This is a genomic window from Vaginisenegalia massiliensis (assembly GCF_900604935.1).
Lineage (GTDB): Bacteria > Bacillota > Bacilli > Lactobacillales > Aerococcaceae > Vaginisenegalia > Vaginisenegalia massiliensis.
In genome coordinates this window covers 207,134-232,797 of sequence record NZ_UWPC01000001.1, presented here as the reverse complement: position 1 = coordinate 232,797, position 25,664 = coordinate 207,134, and the positions used below count along the sequence as shown (strand labels likewise).

Sequence of the window (25,664 nt, the reverse complement as noted above, 5' to 3'; positions counted from 1 at the left end):
GTGGAATATTTGAGTACCATTCAAGCCTTACATCCAGTTTGGCAAGCTTTAATTGCTGGCCTGTTTACTTGGTTTTGTACCTTACTAGGATCCGCAACCGTATTTTTTACCAAAAGAATGGATGAATCTTTTCTGTCATTGATGCAAGGATTCGCTGCGGGAGTCATGATGGCCGCTTCCTTTTGGTCTCTATTAAACCCGGCTTTAGAATATGCAGCTATCGGTGACAGTCCCTTACCAGTCTGGTTGCCCGTCACAATTGGTTTTCTACTTGGGGGAGCATTCTTACGGTTGTTGGATATTGTGGTGCCGCATATTCACTATGCAGGGGACCATGGAGATACCAATTTGAAAAAAACGTCGTTATCGCGTACCATGATGCTATTTTTAGCGGTTACCATTCATAATATTCCTGAGGGGCTAGCTTTAGGTGTGGCCTTTGCTGCTGCTTCATTAGGCTTAAACCAAGCAACTTTTGCTGGAGCTTTATCGTTGCTTTGGGTATAGGTATTCAAAATATTCCTGAAGGATCTGCTTTATCATTACCTTTGAAAGCTGAAGGCAAATCAGTCCATAAAGCCTTTACTATGGCTCATTTATCGGCTATTGTAGAGCCTCTAGCCGCCATGGTGGGGGCTGGGGCGGTTATCTTAATGACTCAATTATTGCCTTATGCTTTATCCTTTGCGGCTGGAGCGATGATTTTCGTTGTCGTTGAAGAATTAATTCCTGAATCTCAGTCGCAGAATAATACGGATAAGGCAACCTTAGGTTTAATGGTTGGATTTATTATTATGATGATTTTGGACGTTGCCTTAGGTTAAGCTTGTATTTGAATGTATAATTAATTAAACTGTTATATAAAAGGTTGTCTGTTTTAAATCTTTTATATAACAGTTTTTGCTTTTGGAGGAGAATGACGTTGACCAAACATGATCAAATAATTCATTATATTGAAACGTTACCCATTGGACATAAGATTTCTGTTCGGGGTATTGCAAAGCATTTAAATATGAGTGAAGGAACAGCCTACCGGGCCATTAAAGATGCTGAAACTTTGGGCATAGTCTCAACTATTGAGCGTGTGGGTACTATCCGAATTGAGAAGAAATCCAAATATTCACCAGATATGCTAACTTTTGAAGAAATTGTGAGTGTTATTGAAGGAGAAGTTTTGGGAGGACATGCCGGTTTGAACAATCATCTGGCTAAATTTATTATTGGTGCGATGACTGTAGAAGCCATGACCAAATATTTTTCTCCTGGGTCACTCATTATTGTGGGTAATCGTCAGCGTGTCCAAGAATTGGCGTTAGCCAATGGCGTGGCTGTTTTAATCACTGGGGGCTTTGGTGCTACTCAAGAAATTATTGATTTAGCCAATCAATACCAGTTGCCGTTAATTTCGACAGCCCATGACACTTTTACCGTGGCTACTTTGATTAATCGCTCGATGACTGAACAAATGATAAAAAAAGAAATTGTGACCGTTCAGGATATTTTTGTCCCACTCGAACAGTCTCGTTATTTAAGTCCCCATGATACGGTTGAAACTTTCCATCGATATGCTGATATGACTGGGGATTCTCGTTTCCCAGTTGTTCATAATCAACGTTTAATTGGGGTCGTTACGGCTAAGGATTTAATTGGTAAGAATGAACAAACTGTGATTGAACGACTCATGACTCGTGAACCGATTACGGTAAAAACTCATATGTCCGTTGCTAGTGTTTCACATAAAATGATTTGGGAAGATCTAGAAATGTTGCCTGTAGTCGCTGATAACTTACAATTACTGGGCGTGGTTACTAGACAAGATGTCATGAAAGCCATGCAGTCGCTTCAGCAGCAGCCTCAAATCGTTCATACTTATGAGGATGAAGTGAATGCACATTTAGATCGCTATCCTGCTAGTGTTAATAGCAATCACTATGATTTCCGCGTGACCATCCAACCGCAAATGATTTCGAATTTCGGTACAATTTCATATGGTGTATTATGTGAATTGATTACGAATGTTGCTCATCAAAAATTATTAAATCAAACTAAATTTAATTCAATGGTTGAAAAGTTAGACCTTAATTACTTTAATATGATTCAGTTAGGTAATGAAATTCAATTCAAGGCTGAAATTTTCTATCAAAATCGGCGGTCTGTCTTGAGTCAAGTCGATGTGTACCATGAGAACAGTTTAGTTGCGCGGGCAATTGTAACTAGCCAAATTATTGAACAAAATTAGAAAAGAGGATTCTATGTATATTGAACAAGAACTCATTAACGAATTCGTCAAGTTGATTGAAAAGTATGAAACCATCATTATCCATCGTCATGTTCGTCCTGATCCAGATGCTCTAGGATCCCAACTAGGACTAAAATATATTTTGCAAAATCGCTATCCAGACAAACGGATTATGGCTGCCGGTACCACTTCCAAAGGTTTGGCTTGGATAGGTTCAATGGATAAGGTTACTCGTGAAGATTATCAAAATGCCCTAGTGGTCATCTGCGATACAGCTAATCAGCCACGGATTGATGGGGAACATTTCCTAAAGGGTTCACAGTTGGTAAAAATTGACCATCATCCGGTTGTGGATGCATATGGTGATTTGCAACTTGTGTATCCTCAAGCTAGCTCATGTAGTGAAATAATTAGTTTGCTTGTTGAAAATGCTGGAAATAGTTGGAAAATGACTAAAGAAGCAGCTTCTTGTTTGTATGCGGGTATCGTTGGTGACTCAGGACGCTTCCTCTTTCCTTCAACCAGTCCACTAACAATGGCAGTAGCAGGGCGTTTGATGGCGCATGGAATCGATTTTTATCAGATTAATGATCGCTTCCGTTTAATGACCTTAGCGGAAGCTAAATTTCAAGCATATTTATATGACATCATGCAATTAAATGATGATGGTGTAGCCCATGTAGTTATCCACCAAGCGGATTTAGCTCGGTTTGGTTTAACCGAGGAACAAACGAATGCTTGTGCGGGTCTTTTTGGAGCGATTGAAGGTGTTCTTTCATGGTGTCTCTTTGTTGAGCAAGTGGATGGCAATCCTCCTTATCGATGCCGCTTACGCTCTAAAGGCCCTCAAATCAATCAAATTGCTGCTCAACATGAAGGGGGCGGCCATCCTCTTGCAAGTGGGGCTAATGCTTACAACCAAGCTGATATCGATCAAATTGTAGCTGAATTAAGTGAAAATGCTTGTGCCTATCGTGACATTCATATATCAAAAGGCTAATTTGAATAAATCATTTTTAAAAAGCAAGGTTCAATCATCCTACTGTACACTTAAGACTGCAAAAAAGCGCATTATGACCAATCATTGGTCATAGTGCGCTTTTTTTTATGTTTGGAATAATTTATTATTGTTTGATGAACTCGTCTTTGAGAACAGCTACAAATTTCTTAAAGGCCTAACCATTTGAAGCCATCGCGGGCCAATAAATTTTTAGCCGCTTCGGGACCATTTGTACCTGCTGCATAATTCGGAAAAGCTATTGGGCCAATTTCTTGCCAATAGTAACGAATTTGATCTACAAACTGCCAAGCATATTGAACTTCTTGGAAATGGGCATAGTGACTTTTATCCCCTATCATACATTCATAGATTAAGCGTTCATAGTCATCGGGACTGGAGGCAGCTTGTTGGTCAGTATAGTCGGTTTTAAAGAGCTTCAATTCAGACTGCCGTTGGTAGCCCATTTTCTTATGATTTAACCATAGTTCGCATGATAAGTCCGGTGAAATTTCGATGTGTAAGAAATTTCCACACAAATCAGGTCGAGTGGATTTAAATTGAACATCAATAGTGGTTGCTTTATGTTTCATTCGTTTACCAGAGCGAATATAGAAGGGGACACCTTGCCACTGCGGTAAATCTAACTCAAGTCTAAGCGCTAAAAAGCTTTCAGTTTGAGAGTCTTCAGCCACATTTGCTTCTTGACGATAGCCATTAAGTTGACCATCCATTGAGGGACCATATTGTCCGCGAATGACGTTTTTAGCGACGTCTTCGGCATCCTTATAGGGAATGATATGTTGGAGGACTTTAATTTTTTCTGTTTGAACAGCATGATTAGACGTATCTTTTGGACGGTCCATTGCAATAAGAGTTAGTAATTGTAAGGCATGATTTTGGATCATATCGCGAAGTACGCCACTTTGTTCATAGTAGGCGCCGCGTTCTTCAACACCAACAGTTTCGGCTAGGGTGATTTGAATGTTATCAATCGTATCTTTATTCCAAGATTGACTGAAAATAATATTGTCAAAGCGCAAATTATCAATACCTTGGACAATTTCTTTGCCTAAATAATGGTCAATACGGAAAATTTGATCTTCGTCAAAGGCTTCATTTAATTGGCTTTGAAGTTGGTTGGCAGAGACTAAATCATGGCCAAATGGTTTTTCAATCATAAGGTGGTTATAACCTGTTTGTGAGAGTAATCCCTGAGTTTTTATATAGCCAGCAATAGTTGGGAAGAAGCTTGGTGAGGTGGAAAGATAGAATAGACGGTTACCACTGAGTTGATATCGCTCTTCTAATTCAAGAGCTTTAAGTTTTAATTTTTGATAATGCACACTATCAGTGACATCATGGGCTTGGTAATAAAAGTGACTAATAAATTCTTGTGCGAGCTCTTGTTCCTGTTGAGAGGGTTCAATAGAAGAGAGAACGACCTGCCTAAAGTAGTCATCTGACCAAGGGCGCCGAGCGGTGCCAATTAAAGCAAATTGGCGACTGATTCGACCGCTTTTATAGAGTTTATAAATAGCTGGATAGAGTTTGCGTGCTGCTAAATCGCCACTCGCACCAAAAAGTGTGATTAATACATTGTTTTCTTTCATAATCAGCCTCCAAAAATTCTCAAGTCTTATTATATTTAAATTCCTAATAGAAGACAAATTCTTTTTGATAACTTAAGACAATGTTTAGACAAGCCAAGCAAAGTCTGTTATGCTAAACAACGATAAGAAAAGGAAATAGAATTAGAAGGGATACTTAAACTTCTCTTTTCTGCATAAAATACCGGCAATCAATCTTAAGGAGTAAATATGACAACATTTAATGAAATTAATTTAAAACCATTTATTCAACAGGCTTTAACAGATTTAAAATTTAAAACCATGACCCCAGTTCAAACACAAGTTATTCCGCCAGCTTTAGCAGGGGATAATTTAATTGTTCAATCACAGACAGGTTCAGGTAAATCGCACAGCTTTTTAATTCCAGTTTTTGAAAAAATTCAAGCTGACTTAGCTCAAGTTCAAACGGTAATAACGGCGCCTAGTCGCGAATTAGCACAACAGCTTTATCAAGATGCTAAATTTATTGCTAGTTTCTCACCACATACGATTACTGTTCAAGCGTATATCGGCGGAACAGATAAAAATCGACAAATCGAAAAATTACAAACTGGTGATCAACCTCAAATCGTCATTGGTACACCGGGGCGAATCCTTGATATGATGAAAGAAAACGCCTTGCAGTTACAAACAGCGACGTGTTTAGTCGTAGACGAAGCAGATATGACCATGGACTTAGGTTTTCTATCAACAGTCGATGACATTGCTTCACGAATGAATGAGCAGCTCCAATTAATGGTCTTTTCAGCTACCATTCCTCAACAATTGTCAGTCTTTTTAAATAAATATGTGACAAGTCCGATTAAGGTAGAAATTGAGCCTGAACAGGTTCTCTCAGCAGAAATTGAGAATTTTCTGATTAATACTAAAGGAAGAAGTCGAGAAGAATTAGTCTATGATTTGGTGACAATGGGACATCCTTTTCTTGCTTTAATATTTTGTAATACCAAAAAATATGTAGAAGAATTAAGTCAATATTTAAAAGAACGTGGATTAAAAGTGGCTGCCTTACATGGTGATTTAAGCCCAAGAGAGCGTACTCGCTTAATGAAACAGATTAAAAATTTAGAATTTCAATATGTGGTAGCGTCTGACTTAGCGGCTCGTGGAATCGATATTCCTGGTATATCCATGGTAATTAACACCGAAATCCCGACGGAACTAGAATTTTTTGTCCATCGTGTGGGACGTACTGGGCGTAACAAAGTAGCTGGGCAAGCTTATACTTTTATCACACCAGATGATGACCAAGCTATTATTGCTCTGGAGAAGAAGGGGATTCAGTTTACACAGGTTGATTTGGTTAAAGGCCAAATTAAACCAGTGGCATCCCGTCATCGTCGTATTGAACGCCAGGATACCAAAAAAGATTTGGATGATCCTAAAGTAAGAGCCATGGTCAATCAAACCAAGAAGAAGAAAGTTAAGCCAGGCTATAAACGTAAGTTAAACTATAAAATTAAAGAACATCGACGAGCTGAAGCTAAACGGCAAGGGCGTCAACAAAGACGCAAAGAAACAAATTAATCAAACTATTTTTGATAAAAAAGAAGACTAAAGCCTTACTGCTTTAGTCTTCTTTTTTATTCATGTCATCTTCATGTTGGTTTAATTCTTGCAATTGTTCCATTAAGGCATGCACAAAGCGCGTATGTTCTTTGAAGGCTTGATATATTAACCAGAGAGAAGCGAAGACGATTAAGGAAAGTCTTTGCTGAAATCCCGGGATTACAATCGCTATTATCTGGACTAGCGCCCATGGAATAAAACTTGTTGTCATAGCTAGTTTTATTCGACTGGCTAGAGGAACTCGTTTGGATAAGCGGGCATTAAAGAAACCAGCCAGTAACCCAATGAGTAAAATTAACAGCCAGTAACTTATCATTGATCCAAAAAATGAAACGACAAATAATAGTAAGGGTAATGATTTTTTCAAACTAGCCAGATACTTGATTAATCCTTTGCGACTAATGGACAGTTGATTAAAATCTTTAAAAGGAACTAAGCGCTGATTAACAACAAGATAAGTTTGCTTTTTAAAGGCGTATAAACCCATTGGGATTTCTGGATTTATTAAATCAGCCTTATTGTCAGGTAAGGATAGGGATTTTTGCGGGTTAGTTTGATCAACTTGATCATCAAATACTAATTGAAATAAATCCGTTTGGTAGTAAAGTGGTTTGCTAGCAAGCTGTAACTCATGATTCTTAAACGAATAATTTGGAATAATTTGAATCATTTGTTGAATATCTTGATCCATTTTTTGCAAATAAGGGAATTGGTTTGAGGAAATGGAAAGGGCCATTAATAAACAAGCCAAAACATTTAATATTAAAAGCTGAGTCCAATCAAAACGAATGGTCTCAACAAAATATCTTGGATTGTCTAATCCTTGGCGAATAAGTTTAAACAGATTTTTCAAAATGAACATCCTTCACTTGGGTATATTTAACAACTACTTATCATACCGAACATCAATCATCATTTCAAGCATCTACTGTTTGAGGAGAAGCTTTTTGGCGACGCCATATCCACCATGATATGGCTAAGCATAACAAACTTATTCCCCAACCATAGAATAAACTAATGGGTAGATAAGTGAGTTCAATCTGATGATGTCCTGCAGTAATCGGGATAGCTAATAAAGTTTGATTGAGGGCGGCAACGGTTTTTACGCGCTTTCCATCCACTTTGACCTGCCAAGACGAATCAAAGGGAATGGTAAACAGGACGTAGCCTTTACTTTGTTGGGCTTTGATTTCTCCCTTGATCCAATGATGATGAAATTCGGTGACTTTAAATTGATTAGCCTGGTGTTTCTTCACTAGTTGTTGATAACGCGGAAGGTCAAATTCGTAAAGTTTAATCAAATTGGCTTTAAGTTTATCTTCTTTTAATTCAAAGCTAAGGACTTGATTATTGCGGATACTTTTATAACTCGCATTGGTGATTTGTCGAGAGCGAATAGGACTATAAAAGGCGTAAGGCTGATTATTTAACTTTAGGCGGACATTATCTTGACTAAATTGGCTAGGTAAAGTGAAATAATATGGATTTTGACTTTGGGTGTCAAAAAATAGGGATACACTTGGGTGATGCTTTGATGAGGAAGATGGATGGGTAGAATCTTGAACCTGATTGATAATCTGTTTAAGATTAGGTTTGGTTTTTTGATAGGTATAAAAATCTCCGTCGCCCTTATCGGTAATTTTAACCTGATTAAGTTGTGTTTTAGAGAAGTTACGCGGAATATAAAACGGAGAGGTTGAGCCATCAAAATTGATGAGGGAAAGGAGAAGTTCTTGGTTTTCGATAGGTTGGTTGCTGCTCAACCGAGTTTGTGGATCAGTGAGTCGAGCAGAAACTTCGAATCCTAAACCAAATCGATCCGTATTTTCTCGAATTTGATAGCGTTGCTGTTTAGCGATAATTGGATAGGCCTCGTTATCAATATCTAAAGCAGAAGGAGATAATTGATATTGGTTGCTTCGTGTATAGTGACCACTTTGAGGACTAGGTTCTAAGAGATAACGAACAGAAAATAGATCATCGGTGAATAAAGTTCCGTTAGAATAATTTGCAAAACCTTTGCTCGCAGGCAGACCTAATTTGGCGAACAAATCAGTTGTAGGCGCTTCGATGGTAGAGGCAAAATGGTCTAAACCATAATAATTTCCATAAAAAGCTTCATTTTTGGTACGTTGAAAGGTCTTATGGATACGATAGAATTCATTTGGACCTTGTTTATAGGGATCAGTAGCGGATCGGAGTTGTTGAGTATAATCATAGAATTTACTCTCGTCAACATAACTCATTTCCGCCAGAATTAAGCCAGCATTGGTCATTAGTTCGCAAGTCACAAGACCTAGCAGTAGGCATTCTTGAAGAGGAAACTTGTTTTGTGGGAAATTTAAGGCAAATAATAGAATGACCATAAAGACTAAGGATAAGCCAATTTTAGTGGGGTTCAAATAGGAAAAGTTGTTTGTTTTATCTAATTGAAAATAATAATAAGCAGAGAATCCAGTAAAAGCTAACATGGAAAGACCTAATTTAAAAGTCAGATGGCTTTGTTCTGACCAATGAGAATAGGATTTAATGGCTAATATTAAGATAAAAAAGCATAACAAAAAGGAAAAGCGATGTTCATACCAGATAGGGGCTTGTCCGCCATGCCATATACGATTGAAACTATTAAAATGAAAGGCAAGGTAAAAGATAAGGACTAAGCAGACAGCCCATAATTTTTCAATCAAGGGGAAAGCCTTGTTAGTAAAATAAAAAAGGGCTAGAACGAGACACAGTAAGCCAACATAGATGAGCGGTGCTCCTTTTGCTAGTTGGTCGAAATCAAAGGCGCCTAAAAATAATTTTCCTGCTATCGATTTTAGATCATAATCGGCTTGCCAGTTAAAGATCATTCGGGTATGGCTAGCCTTTGAGTGTTGAAGAGATAAAATGTTTGGTATTAAGATAAAGGCACTCAAACCAACGGCTAACCCAGAGGAGCCAACAAAGCGTCCATATTTGCCCAGCAGAGTTTTCCTAGAAAACTGGATTTGATTTTCTATCATGACATAGACAGAATAAAGCGTTAAAAATAGACAAATCATATAGCCCATGTAATAAGAAGAAATGAGACATAAGCTAAGACTCAGTACATAAAGTCGAATGGACTGACCCTTGATAAGATGATCAAGACCTAAAGCTATCAGAGGTAGATAGATAATGGCATCAAGCCACATGATATTGAAATTAAAGGCAACAATATAACTCATTAAACAATAGCATAAGCTAAAGCATGCCGACATAATGTTCGTGAGCGAATATTTTTGACGAGTAAAATATTGGAAAGACCAACAACTGGCTAATAATTTACCATATAGGACCAATTGGACCCCCATGGCAAAGTGGTTTTCTTTTAGGAATAAGAAAATCAGATTAAAAGGGCTCATCAAATAATAAGCACAGAGGCCAATCATTTCTCCACCAATGCCTTTGCTGAAGCTATAAAGAAATTGATCATGTTGTGTCAATAATGTGTGTTTGAAATAGGCAAAAAAATCGATATACTGCTGGCCAAGATCTACTGTTAGTAGTGTTTCATTACCGAAGGGGGCAAATTCAAATAAGCATGCTAAAACGATCAGTATACCGCTTAATAGTAGCCAACTAAGGCCATAAACTTTAAGTGTTTGCTTCACGTACTATACCCCCTCAATACTCTTAGTCACTATGATAACAGAATATTGTCACGCCATCATCTTAAAATCGTCGAAGTCAAATTTTTTTCAAAAAATGTTCGAAAAATAAATGAGAAGGACGTCTATACTAAAATAGTAAACTAAAGGAGGGCAAGAATCTTTACTGGGAAGATTTGCCTTTGTCTCGACAGAGATTTTTGTTATAATGTGAGAGATTGATGATGAGCATCCTCATCTGCTAGCCCATTAATGAAATTATTCAAGAATAGAGTGAGTATATGGTTCGATATAAATTAAAAAAACGTAAAAATAAATCCCACATTCCTTTTCGCTTAAATATCTTATTTTTTGTTTCCTTTCTGTGCTTTGCTGCCTTATTTGCTCGTTTAGCTTATTTGCAGATTTATCGAGGCCAGAGCTTAACGGATATGGTGCAACGGACAGAGGCCACTCGGTCAACCGGTTCCGTCCCTCGGGGGATGATCTATGATAGTCAGGGTAAAGTCTTGGTAGGGAACAACCCTGAACTAGCCATTTTATATACCCGGGATAAGGATTCAAAAGTTACCCCTAAGGATATCGTCAATAATGCTAAACAATTAGCTTCCTTGATTGATATTCCCGTACAAGATCTATCTAAACGCGATTTAAAAGATTATTTCATTGTGGTGAATTTAGACTTAGTTAATAGTCGTCTTTCTGAAAAAGAAAAACTTTTACGTGGGACTGAAGCCTATAATGCCCAATTAAGCAAAGTGACGGACAAAGATATTGATTTTTCTCCAGCTGAGTTAAAAATTGCGGCATTATTCAAAAAAATGAATTCGGCCTATGCCTTATCAACTGTTACCGTAAAAAATAAAAATGTGACCCAAGACGAAGTAGCGCGTGTCAGTGAAAATTTACATTCTTTACCAGGTATAATAATTGGGACGGATTGGCAACGAACCTATCCCCAAGGAAAGATGCTTAAGTCGATTTTGGGGCAAGTTTCAACTGAAGAACGTGGGTTACCTAGCGAAGAAGCTGATCGATTAACAGCTCGAGGATACGCGATGAATGACCGGGTAGGAATTTCCTATTTGGAACAACAGTATGAAGATGTTCTTCGCGGAACCAAGTCCATTTCAAATATTATTACGAACTCTTCTGATGATATCTTGGAAAATAAACAAATCTATGAGGGGGCAAAGGGAGATAACCTTCAACTTACCATCGATACGGCTTTTCAGGCAAAATTAGATAAGATTGCAGAAGATTCTCTTAAAGGTTTGGCCAACAACGGTTTAAGTGATCGCATCTATATTACAGCGATTAACCCGCAAAATGGGGATGTTTTAGGTATTTCAGGAAAACGGTTTGATTATGATGAAAAGAAAGATGCCGTTAAATACGATACGATTGTTGATGATGCGGTGGGAGCTATCAATACCTCATACGGGATGGGCTCCAGTGTTAAGCCTGCTATGGTCGCAATGGGCTATATGGAAGGGGCCATAAGTCTCGATAATAATGTTATTGTCGATGAACCACTCAAATTCCAAGCTTCCGCAGAAAAATCTTCTGTTTTCAACCGAACAGGTAAAGTCCCAATTGATGATATTCAAGCTATTCAACGATCTTCTAACATTTATATGATTAAAATGGCCATGAAAATTGGTGGTCAAGAATATGAAGAGGATGGCAAATTAAATATCAATGAAAATACCCTTAATATCATGCGGGGCCATTTCTCTGAATTTGGTCTGGGATCTAAGACAGGGATTGACTTACCTAATGAATCAGCCGGTTTTAGTCCAAAGAGTATTCAAGCTGTTTCAGCTTTGGACTTATCTTACGGACAATTTGACTTGTATACGCCTTTACAATTAGCACAGTATTCTTCAACTATTGCTAATGGAGGAACTCGCTATTCTCCTCGTATTGTTAAAGAAATTCGAGGGACTGACGCAAATGGGGAGCTAGGTGCTGTAAAACAGGGGATTCAGCCAAAAGTGATGAATAAAATTCAGGTAGACCCAGTCGTTATGGATCGCATTCATCAAGGGATGTTAGCAGCCTCGACCACTCCTGAAGGAACAGCGTCTTACTATTTCCGTAATTTCCCTGTTCAAGTAGGATCAAAAACAGGAACAACCGAAGCCTTTTACGCAGGACCTATTAAATACGCACAGAATGAACCAGTCATAAATGCAACCTATATTGGCTTTGCTCCATATGAAAACCCAGAAATTGCCATTTCGGTAGTGATACCATACTTAGGTCCAGAATCACAAGCGAGTGAATCAACTAAAGTCGCCAAAGATGTATTTCAAGCTTATTTTGAAGCTTATGGCGATCTCAAGCCAGCTGCAAATTAAACTTTAATTAAATTTGCAAAAACCCTATTAATTCAATTTGGTTCAGGATATAATGAACCAAATTGAATTTTTTTATTGGAGGGAAATACTTTTGGAACAAACTTACATTATGTTAAAACCAGATGCGCTTGAAAGAGGCTTAATGGGTCAAGTTCTTAGTCGTATTGAAAACAAAGGTTATAAAATTGTCAAAGCTGAATTAAAACAATTGGGTGAAGACTTAATTAAAGAACACTACGCTCATATCGCTGACAAACCTTTCTTCCCAGAATTAGCTGCTTTTATGACTCGTGGTCCTGTCTTAGCTTTAGTCGTTGAGGGAGACAACGTTGTAGAAGGTATGCGTACATTAATGGGGCCTACCAATATTAAAGAAGCTCAACCTGGAACCATTCGTGGTGACTTTGCTACGAATATGACAGAAAATGTTATCCATGGTTCAGATTCAACAGAAACAGCTCAAATCGAAATTAAACGTTTCTTTGGTTAAGATACCGAAATCGTTAATTTCTATGTAATTAAAAAAGAGCCAAGCGAAATTTTTAAATTTCGCTTGGCTCTTTTGCTAATTTTTGGAGTCTTTGGGGGAGCGGGAATTTTATGGGCATCAAAAAACCTCTTTCATCATCAGATAAAAGAGGTCTTAACTATTGTTATGGAATGTAATAATATTCGCCACCTGTAAGGATGGAGGCAATATCATGAGCGGACATACCGGAATTGAGTTCAAATGAACCTGTTTGAAGCACGGAAGATAAATTCCATTGGTCAACTATGCTAAGGAATTCATCCGTTGAGTTCAAGTAACCTTCATCAACGAGACGTTGAGCAATCACATCTGAGCCTTCTCCATCATTAATGACAAAAGTTCCAGATTTTACATTTTCACTTGTTTGACTTGTTTGATTTTCATCTTGACTGCTTTGATTATTGGCAAGTGTTTCATCTTGACTTGAACTAGAGTCTGAAGAATCATTTGACGACGAATCTTTCTTTGATTTTTTACTATTTTTTTCGTCTTTAAGTTTCTCCAATGACGCTTGAAGCTGACTGTTTTTCTTTTCTAATTCAGTTTTATCTTGGCTGAATAGGGCTAGTTTGCTTTCTAATTCTTTTACTTTCTTATCACTTTGCTGACTTTGGTTGACAATGGAATCAAGGCTTGTTCCTTGAACGGGAAGGTTACCTTGAAAAAAAACAGCAAAGGCACCAGTCAAAATACCTGAAGCTAAGAAACCTAGAGCCGTAGATCGAACGGTTGACTTCTTCATAAGATGCCTCCTTCTTAACGGTTTTCGATGTAGTCATCGACAACATCTTGAACTAACTTGCTAGGAACTTTCACTTGTTGTGAAATTTCATGCATGGTGTAGCCTTGAGAGTAGAAACGGATAATATCTTCATGTTGTTCATCCGTTAAATCATCCATAGTTAAAGATGGATCGATTGAATCTTCAACGGGTTCCACAACACCTACAGGACTATAATTTGTTTGGCCACTGTAGTCTGACCGATCGCGTGCTTCTAATTCTGCTAAACGCGTTTTTAGTTGATAAAGTTCTTGTGACTGTTGGACCGTTAATTCTTCAATTCTTTCTTGAACATCGCTATCTTCATTCATGAAGAAGGAAATGACAAGTAAAATGATGGAAATCACTAATAAAATAGTGACTAATACCCAAATATCCATTTAAACACCTCTTTCTTTTATTCACCTCATTATTTTATCAGAGTCTAGCTAAGATTCAACTATAAGGATATTACAATGGGATTAATTTTTTTGTTTTTGGCCAATTATTTTGAATGTATTGTAAAAAAAGATTAGTAATTTAGAAAATTAGATGATATAATACTCTAGTATTGTTCTGATGAACAAACTACCACATGGATAAAGTTTGGAGGGAAAAACATGCGCGTTAACATTAACTTAGAATGTACTGAATGTGGCGATCGTAATTATTTAACAACTAAAAATAAACGTAACAACCCGGATCGTTTAGAAGTTAAAAAATATTGCCCAAGATTACGTAAGGTAACTTTACACCGTGAAGTGAAGAAATAATTTTGGCAATTTAGTGAACAAGTTAGCAGCTACAGGTTGTTGACTTGTTCTTTTTTTTCAAGAAAATGAGGTGAAAGCATGGATAAAAAAACGGTACGACAAACTATCTTAAGCGAATTACGTCAGATGTCTGTAATAGACCGTGACCAGCAGGAAACGGCTTTATTTGCTCATATTCTTCAAGCTGTTAAGGAAAATAATTTTAATAAAATAGCTCTTTATTATGGTTTCAAGCCAGAAATTCAAACCCCGAAATTAATTGAGTCTTTAGTTAAGCAAGGGGTGGAAGTATATTTGCCACGTATTTTACCAGAAAGACAGCTTTCCTTTAATCAATATTTGGGTCAAGATCAGATGGAAGTGGTGCAGAAATATATTCATCAACCTTTAGCTTCTTGTCCACAAATTGAATGTCAGGATTTGGATTTAATGATTGTTCCTGGAGTGGCATTCTCTACTAGTGGGTATCGCTTAGGCTTTGGCGGTGGTTATTATGATCGAATTTTGGCAAACTTTGAAGGACCGACATGGTCTATGGCTTTAACGCCGCAATTAGTTGCAGAAGAGATGTTAGCCTTAGAAGACCACGATCAAGCCTTAGAGCGGATCATTTTAGCTCAAAATGATGGAGTTGTTTTGTATGGTGCGTAATTTGTCTTATCGTTGGCGCTATTGGCGTCGTAAATTCAATGATAATTTGACTATCACAAATGCCCTGATATTGATTATGGTTCTTATGTTTTTAGTGACGCTCATTCGTTTTGGTACGACTGAGAATGGGGAAGCTCTAGTGGCGATGGGGGCTCGTTTTAACCCTTTAATGATTGCCTATCATGAATGGTGGCGTTTAGTATCTGCCATCTTCTTGCATATTGGTTTTGAACACTTAGCTATCAATGTCTTCACTTTGTATTTTTTAGGCCAAGAATTGGATTATACAGTGGGTTGGATTAAATACCTCATTATTTTCTTTATCAGTGGTATGGGTGGAAATTTGGCATCTTTTGCTTTTTCATCAAATATTTCAGCAGGGGCGTCAACTGCCCTATTTGGTTGTTTTGCAGCTTTTCTGGTCCTCGGATTTATCTACCCTGAATCGTCTCGATTAAAACAACGGTCTTATACTTTCGGTGTTTTATTGGTTATTAATATTATAGTGGGCCTTTTCAGTCCTGGCTTGGATAATTGGGGTCATCTTGGTGGGGCAGTATTTGGGGCAGTGACGACTTATCTTATTTGCCAACCGAAATATGATGAGGGTAAATCAAAATGGCTCAAACAAGGGTTGAGTTTGCTTGTTCTTATTGGCTTATCCTTGGTATTATTAAGTAAAGGTTATGGAATCTTCTAATGAAAGTGAGTGATTATCATGGCAAAGAAAATTTTAGGGATTGACTTAGGCGGGACTTCTATTAAATTTGCGATTGTTTCCCAAACGGGAGAGTTGCTAGAAAAATGGTCAATTGCTACTAATATTTTAGAAGAGGGAAGTCATATTATCCCTGATATGATTCAGTCAATTCAGGATCATTTAGCTTTGTATCAATTAGGACAAGAAGATTTTATTGGTATTGGAATGGGGTCTCCCGGTGCGGTAGATGCTAAGGAAGGAACCGTTATTGGCGCTTATAATTTAAATTGGTCTAAGAAACAAGAAGTCAAAAAAGCCTTTGAGTCTGCCTTTTCAATTCCATTCTTTATTGAAAATGATGCCAATGTTGCGGCTTTAGGTGAACAATGGATGGGAGCAGGCAATGGCCGTGCTAACGTTGTAATGTTTACCTTAGGAACGGGAGTCGGTGGAGGTATTGTTGTCGATCATAAACTTATTCGCGGCTTTGGTGGCTGTGCAGGTGAAGTGGGCCATTTAAGTGTGGTTGAAGATCCAGCCTTTCAATGTACCTGTGGAAAAAAAGGCTGCCTTGAAACAGTAGCTTCAGCGACTGGGCTTGTCAATTTAGCGCGGCATTATGCTCAATCCTATGCTGGCGATTCACAAATTAAAGTTCAAATTGATGATGGAGAAATGGTTTCGGCTAAAGAAATCTTTGAAGCGGCGAAGGCCGGCGATCGCTTTGCTGAGATTGTAGTCAATCATTTTTGTCATTATTTAGGTTTAGCTTGCTCACATGTGGCTCATATTTTAAATCCACAGATTATTGTTATTGGTGGAGGAGTGTCAGCTGCTGGTGATTATTTATTAACAAAAGTTAAAGAACATTTTGAAGTAAATTGTTTCAAACAAGTAAAAGAGTCAACCCAGATTGCCTTAGCAACCTTAGGTAATGATGCGGGACTCTTTGGAGCGGCTCAATTAGTCCGCTTAGAAAGTCAATTGGAGGAATAACGATGCAATTATTAAATTTTATTACGATAACTTTAGCGACCATTATTCTAATTTACGGTGCATATTTTGCTTATCATTGGTTGATCCGTCGTCACTCTGCAGAATTAGTGTCAGAAGATCAGCTCCATGAACATATGCGTAAAGCACAAGTCATCGATGTGCGTGAAGCAACGGAATTTGATGCCAAACATATTCTAGGTGCACGAAATATTCCAAGTAGTCAGTTTAAAATGCGCTATAAAGAAATTCGTAAAGACCAACCAGTCTACTTATATGATGATTATATGTTCCAAGCCTCTCGTGCAGCTCGCCTTTTGAAGAAAAATGGTTATCAAACAATCTATATCTTAAAAGATGGTTTTTCCGGCTGGACAGGAAAAATAAAATCAAACTAAAAAAGGCTCCGAAAGGAGCCTTTTGCTTAGTAAATTTTACATTGCAGAATAGAAACTTAGGAAGACACTCAAAATAGCGGATACTAACATAATGAACACCATTATGATAGCAACGGTTCTTACCATTTTATCCATTTTTGAGCGCTGTTTTTTTGCTTTATATACTCGTTTTGCCAAAACTAGTCAATCCCTTCTCGTTTATGAACCCTATTCTACTTAAAATTTGACTAAGTTTCAACATATCAATGAGGCTTGCTTTTATAAATGCACAAACTTTGTTAAAATAGGATAGATATCACACATAGGAGGCTCTTGTATGGAAAAACAACAAATCGGGGTAGTCGGCATGGCGGTTATGGGCCGCAATATTGCTTTAAATATTGAAAGCCGAGGCTATTCTGTCGCCTTATATAATAGAACCGCTGCCAAAACAGAAGCTGTTATCGCAGCTAATTCGGGTAAAAACCTACTCGCAACTTATACTATTGAGGAATTTGTGGCGTCCTTAGAAAGCCCACGTAAAATTTTATTAATGGTTCAAGCGGGTAAAGGAACGGATATGACAATTGAAGCCTTATTACCGCATTTGGATAAAGGAGATATTTTAATTGATGGAGGGAATACCTTCTTCCAAGATACTATCCGTCGTTCACAAATGTTAGCCGAATCAGGGATTAATTTTATTGGAACAGGTGTCTCTGGTGGGGAAGAAGGGGCGTTAAAAGGTCCGGCTATTATGCCTGGCGGCCAAAAGGAGGCTTATGATTTGGTGGCTCCAATCTTGGAGCAAATTGCGGCCAAGGCTGAAGATGGTCAAGCTTGCGTCACTTATATTGGCCCTGACGGAGCAGGACACTATGTAAAAATGGTTCATAATGGTATTGAATATGGCGATATGCAATTGATTGCTGAATCATATGATCTTTTAAAACGGGTCTTAGGTCTTAGTGCCCAAGAAATTGGCCAAATCTTTGCTCGGTGGAATCAAGGCGACTTAGACTCTTTCTTAATGGAAATTTCAGCTCAAATTATGCAAACAGTTGATCCGTCGACTGGTCAACCATTGGTTGAAATGATAATGGATCAAGCGGGCAATAAGGGGACAGGCAAATGGACGTCTCAAAGTGCTCTTGATTTAGGCGAACCTTTATCTTTAATCACTGAATCCGTTTTTGCTCGATATATTTCAGCTCAGAAAGATCAACGTATTCAAGCGAGCCAAATTATTCCAGCCTATCATCCTGAAATGATTTTATCCGTTCAAGAAAAAGAAGACTTGATTGAAGCGATTCGTCAAGCCCTTTACTTTGCTAAAATAATGTCTTACGCTCAAGGCTTTGCCCAAATGAAATCGGCTAGTCAAACGTATAATTGGAATCTTCAATATGGAGAAATTGCGAAGATTTTCCGGGCTGGTTGCATTATTCGAGCTAAATTCTTGCAAAAGATAACCGATGCGTATACTAAACAACCTGACTTAGATAACTTGATGTTAGATGATTATTTCTTGGATATTGTTTCTAGTCATCATCATGCCGTTCGTCGTGTTGTAAGTTTAGCGATTCAAGCGGGTATTCCTGTACCTACCTTTTCAAGTGCTTTAGCTTATTATGATGCGTATCGGTCAGCGGTTTTACCTGCCAACCTCATTCAGGCACAACGTGATTTGTTTGGAGCTCACACCTATCAACGACTTGATAAAGAGGGAACCTATCATTTCCATTGGCAAGAAGGAAAAGAGGAACAGATTCAAGATTAGGTCTTTATTAGAAAGTAAGAATTTACTTGCATAATTTCAATAAAACCTCTTTCTTATTTATTCAAAAATGATAAAATAATGAAAGTAAAGTGCTTTCATGTGCAAATCTATAACAGATTGTGTACACTAAAATGAGACAATTTAGTATGTTGGGAGGAAGCTATATGGCAGAAACTGCAAGTCATCGCGTTCTAATCATTGAGGATGAAAAGAATTTAGCTAGATTTGTTGATTTAGAATTACAACATGAAGGGTATGAAACGGCGATTTGTTATGATGGTCGCTCAGGACTAGATATGGCTTTAAGCCAAAATTGGGATGTTATCTTACTAGACCTTATGTTACCTGAATTGAATGGCTTAGAAGTTTGTCGGCGTATTCGACCGATCAAAGATACCCCCATTATTATTATGACGGCTCGTGATTCGGTCATTGACCGCGTTTCTGGATTGGATCAAGGTGCTGACGACTATATTGTCAAACCTTTTGCGATTGAAGAACTTCTAGCACGACTTCGGGCGTTATTCCGTCGTATTGATACCGAAGAAGATCACCGAGCAAGTCATCAACCAACCGTTAAATACCGTGATTTGGTTGTCGAAAAAGCAAATCGTATTGTCAAACGGGGCGATCAAGTTATTGATTTAACCAAACGTGAATATGAGTTATTGCTTTATTTAATGGAAAACTTAAATATGGTTATGTCTCGGGAAACTTTATTGGATAAAGTCTGGGGCTACAAATCTGAGGTGGAAACGAATGTAGTGGATGTTTATATTCGTTATCTTAGAAATAAAATTGATGTACCTGGTCAGGATAGCTACATTCAAACTGTTCGTGGCACTGGCTATGTTATGAGAACTTAATGATTCCGTTTTTTTCGGCTAAGCAACAACCCCTATCTCTGAAATGGAAATGGGGGATTTTGCTTTTTATCGTCTTTTCTTTCATTGGTATGGTGAGTGTTTATGCCTACTTTTACCAAGTCAAAGAAGCTCAATTTGAAGCTTATCAACAGACCTATCAAGAAAAATATGAATCCACCATTTCTTTCTTGGAAGAATTTGAAAGTATTTTTCAAGACGATAAACGTACTAGCGATATTGATAAAACTAATCTTGAGACGGTGTTGCCAGAAGTTCGTCGAAGCATTCACTACTTTGAAAGTCAAGATGTTGCTATTCGATTATATAATAATAACAATCAATTAATTTATGAGACTAAGCACATCTCCATTCCAACAATCGAAGAAAGTGATCAACTTCAACATATCGTCTATCAGGACCATGACTATTTGGCTAATAGCAGTACCTTGATTTCAAATCATTCCCATAAATTACTAGGTCAACTAGAATTTGTTGTTTTACCTAATACGATGGAAGCTTTGATGGCTAAACAAAAGGATGATTTTTGGATTATCCTTTTGGTAATCGAGATTGTGTCCGTTATTGCGGCTATTGCAATCACATCGATATTCTTACTACCACTTAATTATTTAAATGATACCTTAGATATGGTTGAAGAAGATAGTTTATCAGAAATTCGTATTCGTCAACCGAAGAGCCATGATGAGTGGAGTGATTTAAATGTCCATGTCAATCGTTTACTGGATAAGATTGATTTGTACGTTCGTAACCAAAAACAATTTGTTGAAGATGTTTCCCATGAATTGAGAACACCGGTAGCTATTGTTGAAGGCCACTTGAAAATGTTAAGTCGATGGGGTAAATCGGATCCTGAAGTATTGGATGAATCGATTGAAGCCTCCCTTCAAGAAATTACTCGCATGAAAGATCTTGTTCAAGAAATGCTAGATTTATCACGCGCCGATCATATAGAAGTGGACTATAAAGATGAAATTACCGAAGTATATTCGACCATTCGACAAGTCTACAACAATTTTGTTATGATTCATCCAGATTTTCAGTTTTATTTAGATTCTGAAAAAGAAGGAACCGAGTTATATGTACGTATTTTTCGAAATCACTTCGAACAAATTTTAATCATCTTGCTTGATAATGCGGTTAAATATAGTCGAGATCGTCATGAGATTCATATCTCAGTTAGTCAAAGTTTTGCCCAAATTGAGATAGCCATTCAAGATTTTGGTGAAGGAATGACTGAAGAGGATAAAGAACGCGTTTTTGGTCGTTTTTACCGCGTAGATAAAGCCCGCTCTCGTAATAAGGGAGGAAATGGTTTAGGTTTAAGTATCGCCAAACAATTAGTAGATTCTTATCGAGGAAAAATTCGTGTGGAAAGTGTATTAGGGTATGGATCAATCTTCTATGTTGAATTTCCAATCCTCAATGACACAAGACAAATTCATAAGAGTAAGTTAATTCAGCAAAAGAAACAATTGTAAAGAGGGTCTGTTAAGCCCTTTAACTCAAAAAAATAAAGAGCAGCCGATTCGGCTGCTCTTTGTTTGTCTATTTTTGGCGGTTTTGTTTACCGGCATTACGTTGTTGAAGGGGTTCTTTAGTTGGAACTAAGCGGTTTTTCTTGTTTTGTTTAGGTTCACTTGCCGTTTTAGTTTGGCTAACAGTGACTGTGCGTTTTGGATGTTTCTTAGCTTCTTCATCTAACATCGCTTGGATTTTAGGACGGACTAAGTTATTAATATAGACTTGTTGACCTAATTGGAAGAGACCACCGACTAAGAAGTATAAGCCAAGACCGGCTGCTGAGATCCAAGAGAAGTAACCTAACATGACCGGATTCATAAACATCATTGTTTTTGAAGTTTGATTAGCAGCAGCATTGTCTGTCTCAGGCATTGATTTCTGCATTAACCAGCCCTGTAAACCATAGACAAGGACAACTAAAACAACTAAAAGGATCGATTTCGAACCTAAATGAATGCCTAAGAAAGTTGAAGCCTGAATCTTTTCTGAGGTACGAATAGCTGTATACACAGCAGAGATAATTGGCATTTGGACGAGTAAGGGTAAACATCCGCTTAAACCTGACATCATATCGATGTCATATTTCTTATAAATAGCCATCATTTCTGTATTAAGTCGTGCTTTTTCTTGTGGATCAGTGGCTGCCTCAATTTTGGCTTTCATTTCATCGATTTCAGGCTGCGCAACTTTCATACGAGCTTGGCTAATCATAGAATTCTTTGTCATCTTAATAGATGAAGGCATCATGAAAAGACGTGTAATGATGGTAACGATAATAATGGCGATACCATAGGATGAACCAAACATGGCCGCTAGATAGTCAAGAAATTGAATCGCTGGTTTGCCAAAGTAATCATAGACCCAGCCAGTTGGATGTCCTGCCTTGTCATATGATACACAGCCAGTAGCCATGAATACGATCGTAATTAGTAAAAGGCTAAACAGAATTTTTTTATGTTGTTTTTTCATTTCTCACACTCCGATTAATTTTCAATACCCATTTACTATAATGAATTTTAGTTGATATATCAATCATTTTTGTTTGTCTCTTAAGGGAATTAGTAAACGATGTCAAAGCCATTGAAATGGCTTTGACAGTTAATTTCTTTACATTGAATATCCTCAATGTTCATAAATCGGTGAGGATAAATTTTTAATTTTTGAATATAATCGGTGACTTTTTCAGGGTCGGTTTGAAGCAGTAAGCTCACCTGTCCGTTGCTTAAGTTGCGAACTTGCCCGTTTAAGCTCATTCTTTTGGCAAGTTGGTAGGCATGGTAGCGAAAGCCGACGCCTTGTACTTTTCCTGAAATTAGTAGTTGATAGGTTAGCATGTTGGGAGCTCCTTTCAATTCAGTCATCGTTATTTTCACAAAAAAATGATATAATTTTGACAAGGCTATTATATCATGAAAATAGCAGAGATCTGAACAGTGCAAGTTATAGATCGTGTCGTTATATAGGAGGAAATATTTTGAATCAAAAAGATCAACCTATTAAAGGGAAGGCTAATCAAGCTAAAAATACTCAAAGTAAGCAGGCGAGAACTAAGAAACCAGCCTATCAAGCGTCTTACTTGATCATTGGTGTTATGGTATCTTTTTTAGCTACCATTGGGCTCTTTAATTGGGGTATGGTGGGCATCATTATTGCCAATAGTTTTCGTCTCTTAGTCGGACAAGCTTACTCTTTACTCCTTGGAACGTGTTTAGTTTTTGCTGTTATCTTATGCTTTAAGGGACATTTGTTTTACCTAGGTTTTAAACGGGTCATTGGAGGAGTTCTAGTTCTTTCGGCGATTACAACTCTTTTACATTTTAATGCATTTTCCGGTATTATGGCCACTAATGCTAACATTTTTCAATTGACCTTTGATAGTTTTAAAAATGAGTTTTTGATGAATCAAACGGATGCTAATTTAGGCGGTGGTATGCTTGGTGCCTGTTTCTTTGCTGCTTTCGGCTATTTATTTGGCCGCTGGGGAACCTATTTATTAGTGCTTATTTTATTTACTTTTGGCCTATTACTACTGATTAATGCAAATGGTCAAGCTTTGTTGCGTGCCTTTGCCAGCCTTGGATTAAACTTACAACATGTAGTTAGAGGGCTGTTTCCAAAAATTGAAGAAGCTAGAGAAGTCTTTAATCGTCCAGATTTAAGCGTTGAAGAACAAAACTATCAACCTTCAATTAAGAAGAAAGAGGCTAAAGACAAATCGGAAAGTTGGTTCAATCGCTTTTTTGGCAATGATTATCACTATGAAGCTGAACCGACAGACATTGTTGAACATAAGTCCATTATTGAACCTTCTTATCAGCCTTCTTTAACTTCTCGTCCAGATAAAGCTTGGGATCGGTATAGCGAAGATATTCCTCAAGCTTCACGGGCGGCTAGTGTTAGACAGGAAGGTCCAGTCTTAGATTTAGACTACTTTGAACAAATGAATCCAGTGCAAGCAACGAAAAGAAAAGAGGATGCAAGTAAACCTTCTGCGGTGACACAGTCGACCGAAGTCTTTATTCCGTCTGCGAACCAAATAGATGCAGAATTTGATCAAGGGCAAGTTATAAATTCTGAGGTTAACCAATCGAATCGAGGGGATTCTGCTGAGGATGGACAGAAAATGGTTCCTCTTGAATCACCTCAGGAAATGGCTCATGCTAAAGTTGGTTTGCCGTCTGCTGGGCATTGGCAAGAACAAGCCAACCAGAAACAAGCTTTAACATCCGATGAATTAGATGACTTAGTTGAAGATAAGGTCTCTGTTATTCAATCATCTCCTAGAGCTAAGAAATCTTCTTCATACCAATTACCATCTAAAGCCTTACTCAAAAAGATTCCACCTGTGGATCAATCAGAGGAATATCAACGGATTAATGAAAATATTGAGAAGTTGGAGCGAACATTTGAAAGTTTTGGTGTAAAAGCGCAAGTGGTTAAAGCCAATTTGGGTCCATCCGTTACAAAATATGAGATTGAACCAGCAATCGGGGTGAAAGTTAGCAAAATCGTCTCCCTTTCCGATGATATTGCTTTAGCGTTAGCGGCGCGGGATGTACGGATGGAAGCGCCGATACCTGGTAAATCTTTAATTGGGATTGAAGTACCTAATACTCAAGTGAGTCCCGTTTCCTTCTGGGAAATTGTGGACGCAGCCTTAGAAAGCCCAAATTTATTGGAAGTTCCTTTGGGACGAGATATTTCAGGAGCGGTCTCTTTAGCTGATTTAAGTAAAATGCCTCACTTATTAATTGCTGGGGCAACGGGATCAGGTAAGTCGGTGGGTATGAATGTAATTATCGTATCTTTATTAATGAAGGCTCGTCCTGATGAAGTAAAATTCTTGATGATTGATCCTAAAAAAGTTGAGTTAACCATGTATGATGGCATTCCCCATATGTTGACTCCAGTTGTGACCAATCCTCGTAAAGCGGCTCAAGCCTTGAATAAAGTCGTTCAAGAAATGGAACGGCGCTATGAAGTCTTTGCAGCTATGGGGGTTCGAAATGCGGATTCTTATAATGAACAAGTAGAAGCCTACAATGCTGAAGAGGGAACAGCCTATGAAAAAATGCCGAAAATTGTGGTCTTTGTTGATGAGTTAGCCGATTTAATGATGGTTGCAAGTAATGAAGTAGAAAATGCTATTATTCGTTTAGCCCAAATGGCCCGAGCAGCAGGTATCCATATGATTATTGCGACCCAAAGACCTTCAGTTGACGTTATTACGGGGATTATTAAGGCCAATGTGCCTTCACGTTTAGCTTTTGCTGTTTCAAGTGGAACTGATTCACGTACTATCCTAGATAGCAATGGAGCAGAAAAACTATTAGGGCGTGGAGATATGCTCTTCCAACCAATGGGTAAAAATAAGCCTGTCCGTGTTCAAGGAGCCTATATTTCCGATAGTGAAGTTGAAAAAATTACTGACTTTATCAAAAATCAAGGACCAGCTGAATACGATCCGACCATGATGATTGATCAGGAAACAACAGAGGAAAGTGTGGCAAGCGACGACGAATATTTTGCGGAAGCTGTCGAAATGGTGAGAGGTCAAGAAACAGTTAGTATTTCACAGTTACAAAGGCGTTTCCGCATCGGATATAATCGTGCCGCTCGTTTAATTGATGATATGGAAGCTCAAGGAATTGTGAGCGGTCAAGATGGATCTAAACCGCGTCAAGTCTTAATTGGTGAGCTAGATTAAGTCAAATTTGGTCTTTAAAGATAAAATTTAACCGTTTTCATCTTGTATCTTGTTC

22 protein-coding genes and 1 pseudogene are annotated in these 25,664 nt (G+C 37.9%); 15 read left to right on the top strand and 8 right to left on the bottom strand.

What is annotated here, in order from left to right:
• Positions 1–9: 9 nt before the first annotated feature.
• The 3 genes and pseudogenes from EIH20_RS00990 (at position 10) to EIH20_RS00980 (ending at position 3,239) form a co-directional block, all read left to right on the top strand.
• A pseudogene (locus EIH20_RS00990) lies at positions 10–824 on the top strand (ZIP family metal transporter).
• A 98-nt stretch (positions 825–922) separates the two neighbouring features.
• On the top strand, positions 923–2,239 hold the full coding sequence (locus EIH20_RS00985) for a DRTGG domain-containing protein (RefSeq protein ID WP_420894246.1): 1,317 nt from the start codon (positions 923–925) through the stop codon (positions 2,237–2,239).
• 13 nt (positions 2,240–2,252) lie between these two features.
• Entirely contained in the window at positions 2,253–3,239 is a 987-nt protein-coding gene (locus EIH20_RS00980) for a DHH family phosphoesterase (RefSeq protein WP_124057482.1), read from the top strand.
• Between the two features lie 167 nt (positions 3,240–3,406).
• Here EIH20_RS00980 and zwf read toward each other — a convergent pair whose 3' ends face one another.
• Positions 3,407–4,849, bottom strand: a complete 1,443-nt coding sequence (gene zwf / locus EIH20_RS00975; RefSeq protein ID WP_124057481.1) for a glucose-6-phosphate dehydrogenase — start codon at positions 4,847–4,849, stop codon at positions 3,407–3,409.
• Between the two features lie 207 nt (positions 4,850–5,056).
• Here zwf and EIH20_RS00970 point away from each other — a divergent pair, with 207 nt between their 5' ends.
• A complete protein-coding gene (locus tag EIH20_RS00970; protein ID WP_124057480.1) occupies positions 5,057–6,394 on the top strand; it encodes a DEAD/DEAH box helicase in 1,338 nt (445 codons plus the stop codon).
• A 43-nt stretch (positions 6,395–6,437) separates the two neighbouring features.
• Here the strand turns inward: EIH20_RS00970 and EIH20_RS00965 are convergent, their stop codons facing one another.
• Positions 6,438–7,289 carry a DUF1189 family protein gene (locus EIH20_RS00965; protein WP_164470831.1) on the bottom strand — a complete coding sequence of 284 codons (852 nt, stop codon included), beginning with the start codon at positions 7,287–7,289 and terminating at the stop codon, positions 6,438–6,440.
• Between the two features lie 64 nt (positions 7,290–7,353).
• Complete coding sequence (locus EIH20_RS00960) at positions 7,354–10,071, bottom strand: YfhO family protein (RefSeq protein WP_124057478.1); 2,718 nt, start codon at positions 10,069–10,071, stop codon at positions 7,354–7,356.
• A 278-nt stretch (positions 10,072–10,349) separates the two neighbouring features.
• On the opposite strand from EIH20_RS00960, the gene EIH20_RS00955 reads away from it, so the two are divergent.
• Both EIH20_RS00955 and ndk read left to right on the top strand, forming a co-directional pair.
• The gene (locus EIH20_RS00955) at positions 10,350–12,431 is read left to right on the top strand and encodes a peptidoglycan D,D-transpeptidase FtsI family protein (protein WP_124057477.1); all 2,082 of its coding nucleotides are present in this window, start codon (positions 10,350–10,352) and stop codon (positions 12,429–12,431) included.
• A gap of 91 nt (positions 12,432–12,522) precedes the next feature.
• Complete coding sequence (gene ndk, locus EIH20_RS00950) at positions 12,523–12,921, top strand: nucleoside-diphosphate kinase (RefSeq protein ID WP_206424083.1); 399 nt, start codon at positions 12,523–12,525, stop codon at positions 12,919–12,921.
• Positions 12,922–13,084: 163 nt separating this feature from the next.
• On the opposite strand, the gene EIH20_RS00945 is transcribed toward ndk, so the two are convergent.
• Positions 13,085–13,702 (bottom strand): hypothetical protein, encoded by a 618-nt coding sequence (locus EIH20_RS00945; RefSeq protein WP_124057476.1) that lies wholly within the window; start codon positions 13,700–13,702, stop codon positions 13,085–13,087.
• Between the two features lie 14 nt (positions 13,703–13,716).
• On the bottom strand, positions 13,717–14,121 hold the full coding sequence (locus EIH20_RS00940) for a hypothetical protein (RefSeq protein WP_124057475.1): 405 nt from the start codon (positions 14,119–14,121) through the stop codon (positions 13,717–13,719).
• 219 nt (positions 14,122–14,340) lie between these two features.
• On the opposite strand from EIH20_RS00940, the gene rpmG reads away from it, so the two are divergent.
• From rpmG to EIH20_RS00915, 5 genes are all read left to right on the top strand, one after another.
• Positions 14,341–14,493: a 50S ribosomal protein L33 gene (rpmG, locus tag EIH20_RS00935; RefSeq protein WP_070755656.1), complete on the top strand. Its 153-nt coding sequence runs from the start codon at positions 14,341–14,343 to the stop codon at positions 14,491–14,493.
• Between the two features lie 78 nt (positions 14,494–14,571).
• On the top strand, positions 14,572–15,144 hold the full coding sequence (locus tag EIH20_RS00930) for a 5-formyltetrahydrofolate cyclo-ligase (protein ID WP_124057474.1): 573 nt from the start codon (positions 14,572–14,574) through the stop codon (positions 15,142–15,144).
• Positions 15,134–15,844, top strand: a complete 711-nt coding sequence (locus tag EIH20_RS00925; RefSeq protein ID WP_164470830.1) for a rhomboid family intramembrane serine protease — start codon at positions 15,134–15,136, stop codon at positions 15,842–15,844. Before EIH20_RS00930 ends, EIH20_RS00925 begins: the two co-directional genes overlap by 11 nt.
• Before the next feature lie 18 nt (positions 15,845–15,862).
• The gene (locus EIH20_RS00920; RefSeq protein ID WP_124057472.1) at positions 15,863–16,840 is read left to right on the top strand and encodes an ROK family glucokinase; all 978 of its coding nucleotides are present in this window, start codon (positions 15,863–15,865) and stop codon (positions 16,838–16,840) included.
• 2 nt (positions 16,841–16,842) lie between these two features.
• Entirely contained in the window at positions 16,843–17,235 is a 393-nt protein-coding gene (locus EIH20_RS00915) for a rhodanese-like domain-containing protein (RefSeq protein WP_124057471.1), read from the top strand.
• Between the two features lie 36 nt (positions 17,236–17,271).
• On the opposite strand, the gene EIH20_RS08715 is transcribed toward EIH20_RS00915, so the two are convergent.
• Positions 17,272–17,412, bottom strand: a complete 141-nt coding sequence (locus tag EIH20_RS08715; RefSeq protein ID WP_420894245.1) for a DUF4044 domain-containing protein — start codon at positions 17,410–17,412, stop codon at positions 17,272–17,274.
• Positions 17,413–17,551: 139 nt separating this feature from the next.
• On the opposite strand from EIH20_RS08715, the gene gndA reads away from it, so the two are divergent.
• The 3 genes from gndA (at position 17,552) to EIH20_RS00895 (ending at position 21,359) form a co-directional block, all read left to right on the top strand.
• On the top strand, positions 17,552–18,994 hold the full coding sequence (gndA, locus tag EIH20_RS00905; RefSeq protein ID WP_124057469.1) for an NADP-dependent phosphogluconate dehydrogenase: 1,443 nt from the start codon (positions 17,552–17,554) through the stop codon (positions 18,992–18,994).
• A gap of 164 nt (positions 18,995–19,158) precedes the next feature.
• Positions 19,159–19,860: a response regulator transcription factor gene (locus EIH20_RS00900; RefSeq protein WP_124057468.1), complete on the top strand. Its 702-nt coding sequence runs from the start codon at positions 19,159–19,161 to the stop codon at positions 19,858–19,860.
• Positions 19,860–21,359 carry a sensor histidine kinase gene (locus EIH20_RS00895; RefSeq protein ID WP_124057467.1) on the top strand — a complete coding sequence of 500 codons (1,500 nt, stop codon included), beginning with the start codon at positions 19,860–19,862 and terminating at the stop codon, positions 21,357–21,359. Before EIH20_RS00900 ends, EIH20_RS00895 begins: the two co-directional genes overlap by 1 nt.
• A gap of 67 nt (positions 21,360–21,426) precedes the next feature.
• Here EIH20_RS00895 and yidC read toward each other — a convergent pair whose 3' ends face one another.
• Together yidC and EIH20_RS00885 are read right to left on the bottom strand one after the other, a co-directional pair.
• Positions 21,427–22,371, bottom strand: coding sequence for a membrane protein insertase YidC (gene yidC / locus EIH20_RS00890; RefSeq protein WP_124057466.1), 945 nt, complete (start codon positions 22,369–22,371; stop codon positions 21,427–21,429).
• 89 nt (positions 22,372–22,460) lie between these two features.
• Complete coding sequence (locus EIH20_RS00885; protein ID WP_164470829.1) at positions 22,461–22,736, bottom strand: acylphosphatase; 276 nt, start codon at positions 22,734–22,736, stop codon at positions 22,461–22,463.
• A 140-nt stretch (positions 22,737–22,876) separates the two neighbouring features.
• Here EIH20_RS00885 and EIH20_RS00880 point away from each other — a divergent pair, with 140 nt between their 5' ends.
• Positions 22,877–25,609, top strand: a complete 2,733-nt coding sequence (locus EIH20_RS00880; RefSeq protein WP_420894244.1) for an FtsK/SpoIIIE family DNA translocase — start codon at positions 22,877–22,879, stop codon at positions 25,607–25,609.
• Positions 25,610–25,664 lie beyond the last annotated feature (55 nt).

Coding starts and splice junctions, on each gene's coding strand:
- zwf (WP_124057481.1), bottom strand. CDS start 4,849: ATGAAAGAAAACAATGTATTAATCACACTTTTTGGTGCGAGTGGCGAT.
- EIH20_RS00915 (WP_124057471.1), top strand. CDS start 16,843: ATGCAATTATTAAATTTTATTACGATAACTTTAGCGACCATTATTCTA.
- yidC (WP_124057466.1), bottom strand. CDS start 22,371: ATGAAAAAACAACATAAAAAAATTCTGTTTAGCCTTTTACTAATTACG.
- EIH20_RS00885 (WP_164470829.1), bottom strand. CDS start 22,736: ATGCTAACCTATCAACTACTAATTTCAGGAAAAGTACAAGGCGTCGGC.
- EIH20_RS00920 (WP_124057472.1), top strand. CDS start 15,863: ATGGCAAAGAAAATTTTAGGGATTGACTTAGGCGGGACTTCTATTAAA.
- EIH20_RS00945 (WP_124057476.1), bottom strand. CDS start 13,702: ATGAAGAAGTCAACCGTTCGATCTACGGCTCTAGGTTTCTTAGCTTCA.
- EIH20_RS00940 (WP_124057475.1), bottom strand. CDS start 14,121: ATGGATATTTGGGTATTAGTCACTATTTTATTAGTGATTTCCATCATT.
- EIH20_RS00930 (WP_124057474.1), top strand. CDS start 14,572: ATGGATAAAAAAACGGTACGACAAACTATCTTAAGCGAATTACGTCAG.
- EIH20_RS00970 (WP_124057480.1), top strand. CDS start 5,057: ATGACAACATTTAATGAAATTAATTTAAAACCATTTATTCAACAGGCT.
- EIH20_RS00980 (WP_124057482.1), top strand. CDS start 2,253: ATGTATATTGAACAAGAACTCATTAACGAATTCGTCAAGTTGATTGAA.
- EIH20_RS00925 (WP_164470830.1), top strand. CDS start 15,134: ATGGTGCGTAATTTGTCTTATCGTTGGCGCTATTGGCGTCGTAAATTC.
- EIH20_RS00955 (WP_124057477.1), top strand. CDS start 10,350: ATGGTTCGATATAAATTAAAAAAACGTAAAAATAAATCCCACATTCCT.
- gndA (WP_124057469.1), top strand. CDS start 17,552: ATGGAAAAACAACAAATCGGGGTAGTCGGCATGGCGGTTATGGGCCGC.
- rpmG (WP_070755656.1), top strand. CDS start 14,341: ATGCGCGTTAACATTAACTTAGAATGTACTGAATGTGGCGATCGTAAT.
- EIH20_RS00900 (WP_124057468.1), top strand. CDS start 19,159: ATGGCAGAAACTGCAAGTCATCGCGTTCTAATCATTGAGGATGAAAAG.
- EIH20_RS00895 (WP_124057467.1), top strand. CDS start 19,860: ATGATTCCGTTTTTTTCGGCTAAGCAACAACCCCTATCTCTGAAATGG.